Origin of the sequence: Pseudoalteromonas arctica (assembly GCF_012927645.1) — a bacterium.
Classification (GTDB): Bacteria; Pseudomonadota; Gammaproteobacteria; order Enterobacterales; family Alteromonadaceae; genus Pseudoalteromonas; species Pseudoalteromonas arctica_A.
Window position 1 is genome coordinate 65,799 of record NZ_JABBMT010000001.1, and the last position, 14,549, is coordinate 80,347.

Annotated in this window: 13 protein-coding genes; 6 read left to right on the forward strand and 7 right to left on the reverse strand. The window is 39.3% G+C overall.

The annotated features are described in order from the left end of the window. From HHO47_RS00345 to HHO47_RS00370, 6 genes are all read right to left on the reverse strand, one after another. Positions 1 to 978, reverse strand: coding sequence for an alpha-ketoacid dehydrogenase subunit beta (locus HHO47_RS00345; RefSeq protein ID WP_169017801.1), 978 nt, complete (start codon positions 976 to 978; stop codon positions 1 to 3). Further along, positions 978 to 2,192 (reverse strand): thiamine pyrophosphate-dependent dehydrogenase E1 component subunit alpha, encoded by a 1,215-nt coding sequence (locus tag HHO47_RS00350; protein ID WP_169017803.1) that lies wholly within the window; start codon positions 2,190 to 2,192, stop codon positions 978 to 980. The genes HHO47_RS00345 and HHO47_RS00350 overlap by 1 nt, the downstream gene beginning before the upstream one ends. Positions 2,193 to 2,453: 261 nt before the next feature. After that, positions 2,454 to 3,506 (reverse strand): succinylglutamate desuccinylase, encoded by a 1,053-nt coding sequence (gene astE / locus HHO47_RS00355; RefSeq protein ID WP_169017805.1) that lies wholly within the window; start codon positions 3,504 to 3,506, stop codon positions 2,454 to 2,456. Between the two features lie 84 nt (positions 3,507 to 3,590). Next, positions 3,591 to 5,228 (reverse strand): phosphoglucomutase (alpha-D-glucose-1,6-bisphosphate-dependent), encoded by a 1,638-nt coding sequence (gene pgm, locus HHO47_RS00360; RefSeq protein ID WP_169017807.1) that lies wholly within the window; start codon positions 5,226 to 5,228, stop codon positions 3,591 to 3,593. A 10-nt stretch (positions 5,229 to 5,238) separates the two neighbouring features. After that, the gene (gene seqA / locus HHO47_RS00365; protein WP_169017809.1) at positions 5,239 to 5,823 is read right to left on the reverse strand and encodes a replication initiation negative regulator SeqA; all 585 of its coding nucleotides are present in this window, start codon (positions 5,821 to 5,823) and stop codon (positions 5,239 to 5,241) included. A gap of 285 nt (positions 5,824 to 6,108) precedes the next feature. After that, the gene (locus tag HHO47_RS00370; RefSeq protein WP_169017811.1) at positions 6,109 to 8,724 is read right to left on the reverse strand and encodes a DUF5011 domain-containing protein; all 2,616 of its coding nucleotides are present in this window, start codon (positions 8,722 to 8,724) and stop codon (positions 6,109 to 6,111) included. A gap of 216 nt (positions 8,725 to 8,940) precedes the next feature. Here HHO47_RS00370 and HHO47_RS00375 point away from each other — a divergent pair, with 216 nt between their 5' ends. The 5 genes from HHO47_RS00375 (at position 8,941) to fur (ending at position 11,475) form a co-directional block, all read left to right on the forward strand. After that, positions 8,941 to 9,705, forward strand: coding sequence for an alpha/beta fold hydrolase (locus HHO47_RS00375; protein WP_169017813.1), 765 nt, complete (start codon positions 8,941 to 8,943; stop codon positions 9,703 to 9,705). A gap of 99 nt (positions 9,706 to 9,804) precedes the next feature. Continuing rightward, positions 9,805 to 10,026: a DUF2788 domain-containing protein gene (locus tag HHO47_RS00380; protein WP_008113777.1), complete on the forward strand. Its 222-nt coding sequence runs from the start codon at positions 9,805 to 9,807 to the stop codon at positions 10,024 to 10,026. 2 nt (positions 10,027 to 10,028) lie between these two features. Further along, positions 10,029 to 10,307, forward strand: coding sequence for a LexA regulated protein (gene ybfE / locus HHO47_RS00385; RefSeq protein WP_016709654.1), 279 nt, complete (start codon positions 10,029 to 10,031; stop codon positions 10,305 to 10,307). Between the two features lie 14 nt (positions 10,308 to 10,321). Then, the gene (gene fldA, locus HHO47_RS00390) at positions 10,322 to 10,849 is read left to right on the forward strand and encodes a flavodoxin FldA (RefSeq protein WP_169017815.1); all 528 of its coding nucleotides are present in this window, start codon (positions 10,322 to 10,324) and stop codon (positions 10,847 to 10,849) included. Positions 10,850 to 11,034: 185 nt separating this feature from the next. Beyond that, on the forward strand, positions 11,035 to 11,475 hold the full coding sequence (gene fur, locus HHO47_RS00395) for a ferric iron uptake transcriptional regulator (RefSeq protein ID WP_145233880.1): 441 nt from the start codon (positions 11,035 to 11,037) through the stop codon (positions 11,473 to 11,475). Positions 11,476 to 11,564: 89 nt separating this feature from the next. Here fur and glnS read toward each other — a convergent pair whose 3' ends face one another. Beyond that, on the reverse strand, positions 11,565 to 13,226 hold the full coding sequence (glnS, locus tag HHO47_RS00400) for a glutamine--tRNA ligase (RefSeq protein ID WP_169017817.1): 1,662 nt from the start codon (positions 13,224 to 13,226) through the stop codon (positions 11,565 to 11,567). Positions 13,227 to 13,442: 216 nt separating this feature from the next. Between glnS and HHO47_RS00405 the strand changes: the two genes are divergently transcribed. Next, positions 13,443 to 14,513: a DUF3083 family protein gene (locus tag HHO47_RS00405; protein WP_169017819.1), complete on the forward strand. Its 1,071-nt coding sequence runs from the start codon at positions 13,443 to 13,445 to the stop codon at positions 14,511 to 14,513. The last annotated feature ends 36 nt before the right edge of the window (positions 14,514 to 14,549 follow it).

Below are 14,549 nucleotides of genomic sequence, written 5' to 3' on the forward strand. Positions count from 1 at the left end.
CTAAAATTCGACCGATTGCTTGATTGCTGCGAGCACTTTCAACGCATCAGGTACATATTCTTTTTCAAGCGCTAATGGATACGGAGTATCTAAGCCGCAAACACGTAAGATAGGTGATTCTAAATGCAAAAAACATTGTTGTTGGATTGTCGCCGCGATTTCCGCACCAAAGCCGTTGGTAATGGGTGCTTCATGGCTGACAACTAAGCGGCCTGTTTTGGTTACAGATGTGGCAATCGTTTCCATATCCCATGGTAAAATACTGCGTAGATCAATCACTTCGCAGCTGATACCTTGCTCGCTGGCACGTTTTGCAGCATCTTCGATGATTTCCATCTGTGCGCCCCAAGCAAGTAGTGTTACGTCCGTACCTTCACTAACTATTTCAGCTTTACCAAGTTCAATGCTGTAATCCTGTTCAGGAACTTCACCAGTTGATGCACGATATAAACGTTTAGGTTCAAAGAAAATAACCGGGTTATCATCTTTTATCGCAGCACGTAATAAGCCTTTTGCTTGGTAAGGGTTACGCGGAACAACAATTTTCAGTCCTGGAGTATGTGCAAAATACGCTTCTGGTGATTGCGAATGATATAAGCCACCGGCAATACCACCACCGTAAGGAGTACGGATAGTCAGGTTGCCAACATTAAACTCGTTGCCACTACGATAACGAAATTTAGCAGACTCGTTTACAATTTGATCAAATGCGGGGAAAATATAATCGGCAAATTGAATTTCAGCAAGTGCAGGTGCACCAAACGCTGCTAAGCCATTAGCAAAGCCCATGATCCCTTGTTCGGTTAATGGTGTATTAAATACGCGGTGCTGACCATACTTCTCTTGTAGTCCAGAGGTTGCGCGAAATACGCCACCAAAATAGCCAACATCTTCACCAAAAATACACGCTTGCGGATGTTCAGCCATAGTTATATCAAGGGCTGAATTAATCGCATGTAACATATTCATTTTAGCCATTACTTAATTCTCCCTGCAGTCACTGGGTAAGCATCTGGGTGCTGCTTAATATGCGTTTTCAATTGCTCGTATTGACGTTGCAAGGAAGGGATTGGTGTATCATATACATCTGATACCAACTCTTCTAACGCCGGTTTTGCAATTACTTCAGCGCGTTTTAATGCGGCTAATATATCTTCACGAATTTGCTCTTTGGCTTTGTCGTCTTCTTCTTCATTAAGCCAGTTTTGCTTAATTAACCATTTGCGAAAACGCTCGATTGGACAAGACTGATAATTTGCTTCTTCGTCCTTTGATCGGTAGCCACTAGGATCATCGGATGTAGAATGTGCGCCAAGTCGATATGCAATTGATTCAATTAAAATCGGCTCACCCGTTTTAGCGGCAAGTTCACGAGCTTTTTTGGTTGCAGCATAGACGGCCAATGCATCAGCACCATCCACACGAATTGTTTTAATCCCATAGCCGACACCACGAGAAGCAATACCGTCGCCCTTAAATTGTTCATCTGCAGGGGTTGAAATCGCATAACCGTTATTGCGAGCAAAAAAGATAACCGGTGACTTATGCACTGCAGCCATATTTAAACCAGCATGAAAGTCCCCCTCTGAAGCCGCCCCTTCGCCAAAGTAACAAATAGTAATGTTATCTATCGTTGAGCTTAGCTCACCAGATTTTGCATCTATGTGTTTAATTTTTTGCCCGTAAGCGTAACCTGTCGCTTGCGGTATTTGCGTACCTAGCGGCGATGAGATAGTCATGTAATTAAGCACATTTGAACCGTAGTGAATTGGCATTTGGCGACCTTTACCTAAATCCAACTCATTAGAAAACATTTGGTTCATAAACTGATCAAGTGTGAAGCCACGATAATGAAGTGCAGCCTGCTCACGGTATTGCGCCATGATCATATCGTCTTGATCAAGTGCCGCAGCAGACGCTGTCACTGCCGCCTCTTCACCTAAACATTGCATGTAAAAGCTTACTCTGCCTTGGCGTTGAGCTGCTTGCATACGCTCATCAAGTGCGCGTATAAAACGCATTGTTTCATATAAGCGCAGCGCAGTACTTTCATCAATATCGGGGGCTGTTGCACCGTCGCGGATATCGCCATCCTCGTTTAAAATACTCAAGGTCGGAATATTTAAGGCATGACCGTCAATAAATGCAAGATCATGACTCATATTCAGCGATACGTTATTTGGATTGCTCATAACCTACCTTCTTTTGTTGTCGTAAACAGTACAAGTCAGTTGTTATTATTGGCTGTGCTCTGCAGGATAAACTTTGCAGAAACTGTACTGTATTTAAATTAAAGCTGCTGACACCTTACGTTAACGTAAAGTGTTATTCAACTAATCATAGACGAAACAAAGTTAATTGGCGAGAGTAGTACTGGAAAGTTAACTATACAAGAATATAAAGTATATACAATCATATAGTTAACGATTTTTTCTGGTCTTTAAAGCTAAAAGTTAAATAATATTATCAGTTAGTTGTAATGGTATTACCGTTAATAATGCACGTTGTCCAAGGGCAACATCAGCATTAGGAAATATAATTGCTTCGCCTTCAACATCTGCGTAATAACAGGTCTGACCATCCGTTGCGAGTAAATCACCTTTGCTAAAACCGGTAAAATTCTCAGCATCATCCGAAAAGGGAAACGTAAAATCTTGTTCAGTGCGGTTGATTGACCGGTGCACAGCAAACAACTCAAAATCACTTGCATCAAATTCTTTATATATTACTTCTTTTTGGCTAATTAATGCGCTCAGGGTCGCCTTGGTTTTTGCAAAACGACTCATATCATTTTCACCAAACGGTTTTACTTGACCAAGTTCAACGGTAAATGAATCTGCACCATGAACAAACGACGAATAGTAGCTAAAAGTAGTGGCTGGCGATTTCATCATTAGCACCGTATTCACTCCACAGCTTAATAAAAACTGTAGTTGCGACTTTTTCCACGGTTTACCATGTAAAAATGGATATACAGCAAACTTATCATTTTTTGAGCCACGAATTGCGGTGTGCAAATCGTAATGACAACGCTCTCTGTGCTGCCCGCCACGTTGATAAAAGTCACTAACATATTGCTCGAGCTTGGCTGCGCGTGTGCGCTCATTATTCATCCGTACACCTTCGACAGTGTGATGACCATTAAATAAACGATTTAGATTTTCTTCTACAAAACGCTTGCCAATATTAATTGATTGCGGGTTACCAAAAATAAACAGTACACGTTGTGCTAGTTGTAAATCACCTAAGATAATACGCTTAATTAAGTCATCACAAATTTCAATAGGTGCTGTTTCATTACCATGGATCGCACTTGAAAGTACCACATCGATTGTGGTGTCGCATTTTGGTTGAAACTCAATAACGCCGGTGTCATGAATAGTTACAGCGGTGCCATTACTTAAAGTAAAAGCACCCGCTGCTAAGTGCCATTCATTATTACGGCTGAGAGTTAAAAAATCGCCTTGCTGTTGTAATTCGTTTAAATACTCTGAGTTGGCTGTCATAATCCAAATGCCTTCATATTATTATGCAAATAAGAAACAAAAACGGCTGAATAAATCAGCCGTTATAAAATAGTCTAAGCGTTATTAACTAATAACTGAATCAACCAACTTCTTGGCTTCTTTTTCTAATAGCGCTAAATGTTCTTCACCTTTAAATGATTCAAGGTAAATTTTATAAATATCTTCAGTGCCTGATGGACGCGCTGCAAACCAGCCGTTTTCAGTAACTACTTTTAAACCACCAATAGCGGCATTATTACCAGGCGCATGAGTTAGCTTTTGTAAAATAGACTCGCCCGCAAGTGTATCTGCCGTAACATCTTTCGCACTTAGCCCTTTAAGTCGCTCTTTTTGGGCAGAACTTGCAGGCGCATCAATACGTTTGTATAAAGGCGCACCAAATTCGAACTCAAGCTCTTTATAAAGTGCCGATGGGGTTTTTCCTGTTACAGCTAAAATTTCCGCGGCTAATAATCCCATGATGAAACCATCTTTATCGGTATTCCAAACAGAGCCGTCAAAACGTAAAAATGATGCCCCTGCACTTTCTTCACCGCCAAATGCGAGTGTGCCCGTGCTTAAACCTTCAACAAACCATTTAAAGCCAACTGGAACTTCTTGCACTTGACGATTATTACGGGTAACTACCCGGTCGATCATTGCACTTGAAACCAGTGTTTTACCGATTTGTACATCTTTAGACCAGTTACGATGATTTAATAAGTAATCAATCGCAACCGCTAAAAAGTGATTAGGATTCATTAAGCCGTCAGGAGTTACAATACCATGGCGATCATAGTCAGGATCATTGCCAATGCTTATATCAAAATCATCTTTAAGTGCAATTAGGTTTGCCATCGCATAAGGTGATGAGCAATCCATACGAATTTTGCCATCTTTATCAAGTGGCATAAACCCAAAGCGTGGGTCAACTTGGTTATTTACGACCGTTAAGTCTAAATTGAATTTAGTTGCTATAACCGGCCAAAAATTAATACCTGAGCCACCTAGTGGATCAATACCGATTTTAATATTTGCTTTACTTATAGCGGCAACATCAACCACATTAATTAAGTCTTCAATATAAGGAGTCATTAAATCTTGGTATTTAATAAAACCTGAACGGGCTGCTTTTGCAAATGGGAACAGCTCAACTTCAACTAAATCTTCTAGTAGTAGTTGATTAGCTCTGTCTTCTATCCACTTAGTAACGTCAGTATCTGCGGGGCCGCCATTAGGTGGGTTATATTTAAAACCGCCATCTTCTGGAGGATTATGTGAAGGTGTAACAACAATGCCGTCAGCTAGTTCATTTGGGTGGTTTTTATTGTAACTAACAATAGCGTGGCTAATCACAGGTGTCGGTGTAAAATCGTCGTTTTCTTGCGTGATCACTTGTACTTCGTTAGCAACAAGTACTTCAATCGCTGAATTGTAAGCCGCCTCACTTAACGCGTGCGTATCTTTACCTAAGAACAGCGGTCCAAAAATATTACTTTGTTTTCGGTAATCACAAATTGCTTGAGTAATGGCGAGAATGTGAGATTCATTGAATTTCACATCATATGAACAACCTCTATGCCCTGAAGTACCAAAAGCAACACAATGTTCAGGGTTTTGCTCTAGATCGGGTTCATTTAAATAATAAGCAGACACTAATTTTGGTACATTTACTAAATCTGATTGTGTTGCAGGTTTGCCTGCACCGGAATGAATCGCCATTACATTTCCTTTATAAGTAATCTCTAATTTTTTCAGCTTGTTCAGCACTGTAGCCTAAGCCAAGTGCCACTTCATGTAGCATCATTTTTTTACGGGTCGTGTTTGAGTTAGTCATTACCCAGTATTCACTGTCGGTAATGTTTTTCGGGTTCATGCTGCTGCCACTATTTACTAACGCTTCTTTGCTAGTTGCAAAATAAACGCGATCACGCCCTTGCACATCCAATACCGCTGAAAAATCAGTTTTATGGGTTCTGTGTAAAGCCGATAGAATAAACAAAAAGCGCCCTACCACGCCTTTTTGCATCGCCAACTCTTCTTTATTAAGTATATTAAAAACACTGGCATGCGCTTGTTTCAATGGTGTGACAGTGGTTGATTTTTTATTCTCGAACAATGAGGTGCTTTCAGTTGCTTGAGTCGCTTTTGCAATCTCATGCTTGACGGGCTGTTCTGGTTTCTCTCGCACAGCTAAATCATTATCGCCGTGAATATTTAATAAACGACGTAAAATAGTTGATGCACTTTCACCAATACTCTGGGTATTGCTAGCAATGTACTGATATAACTCGTCGTCTATGTCGATTTGTTTCATGTTCTTCCTGTCATTACGGGTCACATTTTTCTTTCGCTATGATTATACCCAAAACAGTTAGAAATGCGAGTTACAACAATCGTTAAGAATTATAATTTATTAAATTACTTTAAGCTGTATTACGCACTATACAATAAACAGTGGAACCCAAACTTTACCCCTGCAAACTGTTATTGGCGTTATTTATGTTTGGTCTACTTGCAATTAAAGAACGAAATATATTTTTCTAACATAACGAGGGGCTTAACATAACAGCTTAGGCTATTATGTTAAGCTAAGGAATGGTTATTGTAGGCTTTCAATGATGTAACTGTTATTCCAAATTTCGCCGTCACTATTTGTATCACGGTCGAGATCTGAATAATTGGACTGTTCGGCATATATAACCGCCGAATATATCGTTTCGCCTGCTTGACCTGTTGTTACTGCAATAACAGCATACGCCTCTCTTATCCAAAAGCCTGTGGGTAAGTCATTGTCTAAATCACTGTTAGTTTCTTGGACAACAAAGGTATGGTCACCTATTGTTTCGATATACCAAATAAAATCGATTTGTTCACTGCCCTCGATAAACTTGCCAGTACTGGGAGCTGCTTGGGTTGCCGAGCCCGTATCATAAAACTCGACTCGCTCGCCCTCATTAAGCCAACTGTGACCTAACACTTCACTTTTAGTAATGGCCACTGTATTGCCACAGCTAGCAATGACCTGTTTGAAATCGTTAAACGAATTAGGGTTAATTGGCGCCCCTAAGCCATTATCGGCACTATCATTCCAACCAGATTCATAATTGCAGGCAAAGCTAGCTTGCGCTGCTACGCTAGCGCGGTAATCTGTTGAGTAATACTGTGGCAGCGCATTACCTTTAGCATAGATGCGTATCAGTAATTGATAACCTAACTCTGGCTGAAATTGATCGTTTCCAAGTAGTTCTTGATCGAACATTGCCGCATTAAACGTGATACTGGTGTCCGTTATTGAAGCAGGTAATGCCCAAATTGATAACACATGGTTGTCTTGGTTATCGGTTATTTCAACTAATACTTCATCAATTTGTGTGTCATCAGCCAATGTCCACTCAACGACTAAGTCATTACCCAAAGTAAAGTTATTGAGGTTATCTAAGGTTGTTTGTGGCGCTGTAGGATACAAACCTGTAGTCACTGGCAAATAATTTAGCTCGCGAGAATAAACCGCTGTGGCTTGGCCTGAAACAGTGGGCATACTTGCATCGCTCAGATCTAAATTATTGGTATAGAAACGGTATTTTATCTTATCGCCAACACTAAATTTACTCGCGTCGATTTCACCTAAGTTTGTTCCGAATGCACGCCAGTCACCACTATATGCTTGGTTATTTTCATCGTAAATTAACCCTTCTGTACTGTTAATTGGCGTACCCAGAAAAAAGGTATCTTTGACACTGCCGTTTTGTGGACTGATCACCGATATTGCGGCCGATAAAATGGGCATCCCTTGTGTGCCATTATTATTAAAATCATTATCACTAAATGAAGTATTGATACCACAACTGCCCTCAATAGAGTCAGTGCCATCGTAATCATTACAGTGGTAATGGATAAAATCTAAATCAACAATCTGTTGATCACCTAAAAATTGCCAACCTAAACTACTATCTTTAGCAACATACCATTGCTCAGTTTCAAAGCTCGGGTGGCCATTATATGCAACATTAAAGCCCACGACAGCACTGCCATTAGCTGAGTCTAACTCAGTAATAGCCAAGCTATTAAATGACACACCAATTAGCAATGGATCGGTTAAAAAATCGGTTAAAAACAGCGCTAAATCGGCATCATTACTTAAAAATTCCGTGGCAAAATAACCAGTTATATCATCCTCTTCCGGTAAACCGTCGTTGAAAGCCGCTGAAAAATTAGCAAACAAACTGGCAATCGCCACCCTGTCTGTAACCGCGTTACCCACCTTTTCAGAATCAACTTCGATCACCGCATCATTATCATCTGACTGAGTAATATCATCTGTAATTGAACTGCCATCTAAAGTATTGGTAATAGTGGCAATATTATTCTCTTCATTCACTGAAATGCGAATTAAATCTAACGCAGCATCAAGCCCTGAGTGATCCGCTTTAAAACTACTACTGAGTAGATTAATCGCCGCATCTAAACCGAGTGCATCAAATACATTTTGTAATTTTGCCTGTAATGCACCTTCTTGTGCAGTGAGTGCTGCACTGCTCAGCTCTGTAAAGGAATCTGACTGAAAATAATTTTCCGCTAATTGTTGCGCTGTATTCGCTATGATTAAATCGCTGAATGGAGTGATATTAACGGTGCCGCCCACATTAGCAGCTGCTGCGTATGAATGCAGTTTATAGTAACGACCACCCACGGTGCCTTGTGCACGGAGTCGATAAGGAGCAACTAAGCCTGTAACATTCACTGCATAACTGCCATTTGCTGCTATAGGTGATGATTTAACTTTGCCATTAGCTCCTTTCACTGTGACGGTACCGACGATGGCAGCGCCAGCAGCTGCTGTGCCACTCAGGGTTACTGACACTACAGTGACGGTTCTTATCGCAGTTGCAGCATTCCCTGCCGTATCGGTTGCAGTATAAGTAACAAGGTACTCCCCCGTAATAGAGGTATTAACATCGCCAGTTATCACTACTGTGATAGTTCCATCCACATTATCGGTTGCTGTAGCACCTTGCTCTATATACTTTTCATTTTGATTTACAGAAACAGCACTCTCTCCGGTAATAGTGATCACCGGAGCAACCGTATCTGCTTCAGCAGGAGGGGGAGACTTGTTAGCATCATTATCACTGCCACAACCGGCTAGTCCGAGTATCAATGACATGGCTAAAATTTGCAGGTATTTTAATTTTTTTAGTTTCGTAAAGTTACACATAAAACCACCTTTTAAAGAATGTTTTGTATTTACTACAACCTTAGCCAAGCACTCTTTTGACTAGTATTCATACACCCTTGAGTGTAGTTAAAGAAATAAAAACGACAACTAAATACACTCAATTACTATTTCTTCAGCGACGTTGCTGTTATTTTTTGCTTTTTAAGTTAATGCTCGGCAAACTATGCGCTATGCGCAAAATTATGGGAGACGTTTATGCAATTAAATTACAAACAAATTGGTCAAGGTCCTGATGTTGTTTTGATCCATGGACTGTTTGGCTCTTTAGAAAACCTTAATGTGATTGCAAAACCATTAAGTGAACACTTTTGCGTAACCAATGTCGATTTACGTAACCATGGCCTTTCCCCACACAGTGATGAAATGAATTACCTAGCCATGGCCAATGATATTATGGAATTAATGGCGACATTAAACATACAAAAAGCACACTTTGTAGGGCATTCCATGGGTGGTAAAGTGGCTATGCAAGTTGCATTGACTCATAGCGAATTGGTCGATAAATTAGTGGTACTTGATATCGCCCCTGTGAGCTACCCGGCTCGTCATACCCAAATCCTTGAGGCATTAAATGCAGTAAAAAATGCCGATATTAGTGATAGAAAACAAGCTGATTTAGTAATGCAACCGTATATAGAAGAGCTAGGTGTACGTCAGTTTTTATTAAAGAGTTTATATAAAAATGATGCAGGGGAATTTGTTTGGCGATTCAACTTATCAGTGCTTGATAATAAATATTCAACAATTACCGACAACATTAATGCAAATAATTCTTGTTTATGCGAAACTCTGTTTATTAAAGGTAATGACTCTGACTACATTTTAGCTGAGCACCGTGAAGCAATTAATACGCTGTTTAAAAATGTGAGTGCAAAAATCATTCATGGTGCCGGCCATTGGTTGCATGCCCAAAAACCAATGGCGGTTAATAAGTCGATCAATGACTTTTTAATGGCGTAATAAAGCTAAATTTAATCACGTATTTTTGACTTAGCGCACTAAATTATTACAATTTTATATGCTATAGTACGCGCCGTTTAATTTAAAGGTTATACGTCGATGGTCAGTCAATTTATTAACGAATTTGATACCTTAGGGTTGTATTTTGGCTTAGCAGGTATTTTTATTTTTATCGGCTTGGCAATTAAAGACGTACTGAAAAGCGGCAATGTGCCTAAATTTGGTCGTTATATTGTGTGGCTGGTACTCTTTTTAGGTTGCTCTGGTTTTATTGCCAAAGGACTTATTCAGGTGTTTTGGCAAGGTGCGGGTGTGGGTTAACCATGGCTAAGTCTGAAACAGATAGAACAACGCTCGATTTATTTGAATACGAAAAACGCCCCGGCAGACCAAAAACGAATCCCCTACCGAGGGAGGTTCAGTTAAAGGTAAATAAACGTAATCAAATAAAAAGAGATAAAGCACGTGGTTTAAAACGTGTCGAATTTAAAGTTTCATCACAGTTATATCAAGCGTTAAGCGATATGGCCGACGCACAAAATATTAGCCGCAGTGCGCTGATTGAAACTATTTTACAAGAAAGATTGGCTATTGATAGATAAAAGGTTTTAAATCCATGGCAAGTGTAGGTATTTTTTTCGGAAGTGATACAGGTAACACAGAACACGTAGCTAAAATGATCCAAAAAGAATTGGGTAAAAAGCTAGTGGCTGTGCATGATATTGCTAAAAGTTCAAAAGAACAGATCGCAGAATTTGATTTAATCTTATTTGGCATTCCAACTTGGTATTATGGTGAAGCACAATGTGATTGGGATGACTTTTTCCCTGAATTAGAAGAAGTTAATTTTGATGGCAAGCTTGTCGCTATTTTTGGCTGTGGCGATCAAGAAGACTACGCTGAATACTTCCTTGATGCGATGGGTATGATCAATGACATCGTGACTGAACGTGGCGCTATTGTTGTGGGTCATTGGCCAACGCAAGGGTATGATTTTGAAGCCTCAAAAGGCATGGCTGATGACAACCATTTTGTTGGTTTAGGCATTGATGAAGACCGTCAACCTGAGCTTACTGAACAGCGTGTAAAAGCATGGTCAGCACAAGTTTATGAAGAGATGTGTTTAAGTGAACTTGCTGATTAAATGCACTTTATTACTAGTAATCGAATAAAATTGTGACGTTCTTTTTCGTATTTCACTTTTTATAAGTAATTCTAGCAATTGATCTTTGCACTTAATGACTAGGCGCGTTATTCTTATCGTTGCTAATGTGTCGTGTACATCTTTATAGGTGTCTAGTATAACCAAATATAATTGAGACAGATTTAATGACTGATCATAACTTGGAATTAAAAAAGGCCGGCTTAAAAGTAACTTTGCCGCGTATTAAAATTTTAGAGATTTTACAATCTCCAGATAACCAACACATCAGCGCTGAAGATGTTTACAAAATTCTTTTGGATCTAGGTGAAGAAATTGGCCTTGCTACTGTGTACCGCGTACTTAACCAATTTGATGATGCGGGTATTGTTAGCCGTCATCATTTTGAAGGCGGTAAATCAGTATTTGAACTCTCTGGTAGCACACACCATGATCACCTTGTGTGTTTAAAATGCGGTAAAGTGGTTGAATTTGAAGATGAAATGATTGAACGCCGTCAACTTGAAATTTCAGAAGAAAATGGTATCAAATTAACCAACCACTCCCTTTACCTTTATGGTGAGTGTACTGACACTGCAGCATGTAAAGCATTTGCTGATAGCCAATAATTTATTAGCTGAATAAAAAACCTGCAGCTTGCAGGTTTTTTTGTGTCTGTTACTTTTATCCCCTCGCCTTTGAGTGAAGGGATAAAAAACTACTGCTGTGTTTTAGTCCAAGAATCACGTAAACCAACTGTTTGATTGAATACAATGTTCTGTGACTTAGTATCACGGCTGAAGTACCCCGTACGTTCAAATTGAAAACCTTGTGCAGCCTCTGCATTGGCAAGTGATGGCTCAAGTTTTGCGTTTGCTAATACCACTAATGAATCAGGGTTTAAAGTTGTTGCAAAGTCTTCAGCTGCTGCAGGGTTTGGGACGCTGAATAAACGATCATATAAGCGTACTTCTGCGGTAATTGACTCGCAGGCTGAAACCCAATGAATAACGCCCTTTACTTTACGTCCATCAGCTGGATTTTTGCCCAGCGTTTCTGGATCATAGCTACAGAAAATCGTGGTTATTTCGCCATTTTCGTCTTTTTCAACGCGCTCAGCTTTAATAACATAAGCACCACGTAAGCGAACTTCTTTATCAAGTACTAAACGTTTAAACTTATTGTTTGCTTCTTCACGGAAGTCTTCACGCTCAATAAAAATTTCACGAGTGAAAGGCACATCACGGCGGCCCATTTCTTCTTTATTTGGGTGATTAGCAACAGACAATGTTTCAACGATGTCGGCTTCATAATTCTCAATCACGATTTTAACCGGATCAAGTACAGCCATAGCACGTGGAGCATGTTCATTTAAGTCTTCACGGATACAGGCTTCAAGCATGCCCATTTCAACCATGTTTTCTTGCTTAGTTACGCCAATACGTGAGCAAAACTCACGGATCGATGCAGGAGTATAACCGCGACGACGTAATCCAGCTATTGTTGGCATACGTGGATCATCCCACCCTTCAACATGCCCATTGACCACTAAGTCATTTAGCTTACGCTTTGACATTATGGTGTATTCAAGGTTTAAGCGGGAGAACTCAATTTGTTGTGGGTGGCATTCAAGGCTAATATTATCTAATACCCAATCATATAAACGGCGGTTATCTTGAAATTCTAGCGTACACAAGGAATGGGTAATACCCTCTAGCGCATCTGAAATACAGTGCGTAAAGTCATACATTGGGTAAATACACCACTTATCCGCTGTTTGGTGATGATGAGCAAAACGAACACGGTAAATAATTGGATCACGTAACACCATAAATGAACTGGCCATATCGATTTTTGCACGTAGTACACATTCGCCTTCTTTAAATTCACCAGCACGCATTTTTTCAAATAATGCCAAGTTCTCTGAAGGACTAGTATCACGAGTTGGGCTATTTTTACCTGGCTCTTTTAATGTGCCTCGGTATTCACGGGCTTGATCTGCCGTTAAAAAACACACATAAGCCAAGCCTTTTTCAATTAACTCAACCGCATAACCATATAGGGCATCAAAATAGTTAGATGAATAATTAATTTCACCATCCCATTGGAAGCCTAACCACTGCACGTCTTCTTTTATTGAATTTACATAGTTGATGTCTTCTTTTTCTGGGTTAGTATCATCAAAACGTAAATTACACAGACCGTTATAATCTTGTGCGATACCAAAATTTAAACAGATAGATTTTGCATGGCCAATATGTAAAAAACCATTAGGTTCTGGTGGGAAACGGGTATGCGTTGTGGCATGTTTTCCACTTGCTAAATCTTCATCAATTCGGGTTCTAATAAAGTTACTTGGGCGATTCTCGATTTCCGCCATAGGAGTATAAACCTCTGTATATTGCGTGATAACAAAACTAATTCATTATTACAAAAACCAAGCCTAACATACAGTAATAGATACGGGTTTATGCTGCTAATTAACAAAGTTTGTTTAATAAGGGATAGTTTATGAACAAAAATTGTTTTAGCGCAATATTTGAGTCATCAAAGCATTCTATAGTATAAAAATAAACCCAACTTACAGGAACGAAAGATGGCTTCATTAAATCAACACCGTGTTTATATCCCAAGCAATGCTAGAGCAAACCATTACTTATTAGCTGAAATTACGCCAAACGATGAGTTTTATAAGAGCTTTAATAATATTAATGCATGTTATCAGCGTATTGCTCGCCAATTATTTGCCGCTTGTGATGAATATGAACTCCACAATGTGCATTTACTCGCCAATGATAAACTGCCAGTCGTACGATTTAATGATGAGTCTTATCAACTTGAAACAGATAAGCAAATGTTGTTTTTTTATAATCCTCGTTACCATGAAGCACATAAACTTCATTACACAGAAAATCAACAAAGTAAAAAAATCCGCTTACTGTTTTTAGCCACTGGGGATGATATTCGTGCTCACTCTGCACAATTTCATAACAATGTACAAAAAGTTTTGGATCTTTTACAACAGCAATTATTTGTAGATCAACCTCGCTTTAAATTACGTGATCATCAGCATTTAACCTATGATTTATTCGCTAAAGAAAAAGGCAATAAAGAAAGTTACGGTTATAAATTAAGAAGTTTATACCCTCGTTATCAATCAAGACAATGCGAGATACCAAGCACACACGCAGAAATGACCTATGTCACCTTTTCTATACCGCTAACTCGTAATATTAAAACGCAATTTCAGAGTGAGATTAACAGCCAAACTTATCAGCCGTTCTATACTCACTTTTCAAAACTATTCACCCAGTTATGTGGAGACAATAAACTCACCCACGCTGCAATGGTTGCTAATGGTGCAATGCCAATAATTCGCAACAGCCAAGTTGATCGAAATGAAGGAAATGAAGAGCTACAAAAAATTAGTTTTGATATAGAAGATACAGCGCCACAAATAAAAATATTTTTTGAAGCCGATAAATTAGTCGAAACACTGCATTTTGTCATTGTTGCAGCTGAGCATAATAAACATGAAATTGGCTATGGTCGCTTTATGAACCAAGTAGAAAAAGCCGTTCATGGCTTATGTGATGAGTTAGCAATTAATAAACAACGCCAAGATTTATCTGTGCGATTTTTTCAGCATATAAGCTATCCATATTAAACTTAGATAACAAAAAGGCTCGCAATGCGAGCCTTT

Bases quoted from the DNA above. Each gene is read 5' to 3' on its own strand.
- HHO47_RS00345 (WP_169017801.1), bottom strand. From the start codon at position 978: ATGGCTAAAATGAATATGTTACATGCGATTAATTCAGCCCTTGATATA.
- ybfE (WP_016709654.1), top strand. From the start codon at position 10,029: ATGGCTAAGTCTGAAACAGATAGAACAACGCTCGATTTATTTGAATAC.
- HHO47_RS00375 (WP_169017813.1), top strand. From the start codon at position 8,941: ATGCAATTAAATTACAAACAAATTGGTCAAGGTCCTGATGTTGTTTTG.
- astE (WP_169017805.1), bottom strand. From the start codon at position 3,506: ATGACAGCCAACTCAGAGTATTTAAACGAATTACAACAGCAAGGCGAT.
- HHO47_RS00380 (WP_008113777.1), top strand. From the start codon at position 9,805: ATGGTCAGTCAATTTATTAACGAATTTGATACCTTAGGGTTGTATTTT.
- glnS (WP_169017817.1), bottom strand. From the start codon at position 13,226: ATGGCGGAAATCGAGAATCGCCCAAGTAACTTTATTAGAACCCGAATT.
- fur (WP_145233880.1), top strand. From the start codon at position 11,035: ATGACTGATCATAACTTGGAATTAAAAAAGGCCGGCTTAAAAGTAACT.
- HHO47_RS00405 (WP_169017819.1), top strand. From the start codon at position 13,443: ATGGCTTCATTAAATCAACACCGTGTTTATATCCCAAGCAATGCTAGA.
- HHO47_RS00350 (WP_169017803.1), bottom strand. From the start codon at position 2,192: ATGAGCAATCCAAATAACGTATCGCTGAATATGAGTCATGATCTTGCA.
- seqA (WP_169017809.1), bottom strand. From the start codon at position 5,823: ATGAAACAAATCGACATAGACGACGAGTTATATCAGTACATTGCTAGC.
- pgm (WP_169017807.1), bottom strand. From the start codon at position 5,228: ATGGCGATTCATTCCGGTGCAGGCAAACCTGCAACACAATCAGATTTA.
- HHO47_RS00370 (WP_169017811.1), bottom strand. From the start codon at position 8,724: ATGTGTAACTTTACGAAACTAAAAAAATTAAAATACCTGCAAATTTTA.
- fldA (WP_169017815.1), top strand. From the start codon at position 10,322: ATGGCAAGTGTAGGTATTTTTTTCGGAAGTGATACAGGTAACACAGAA.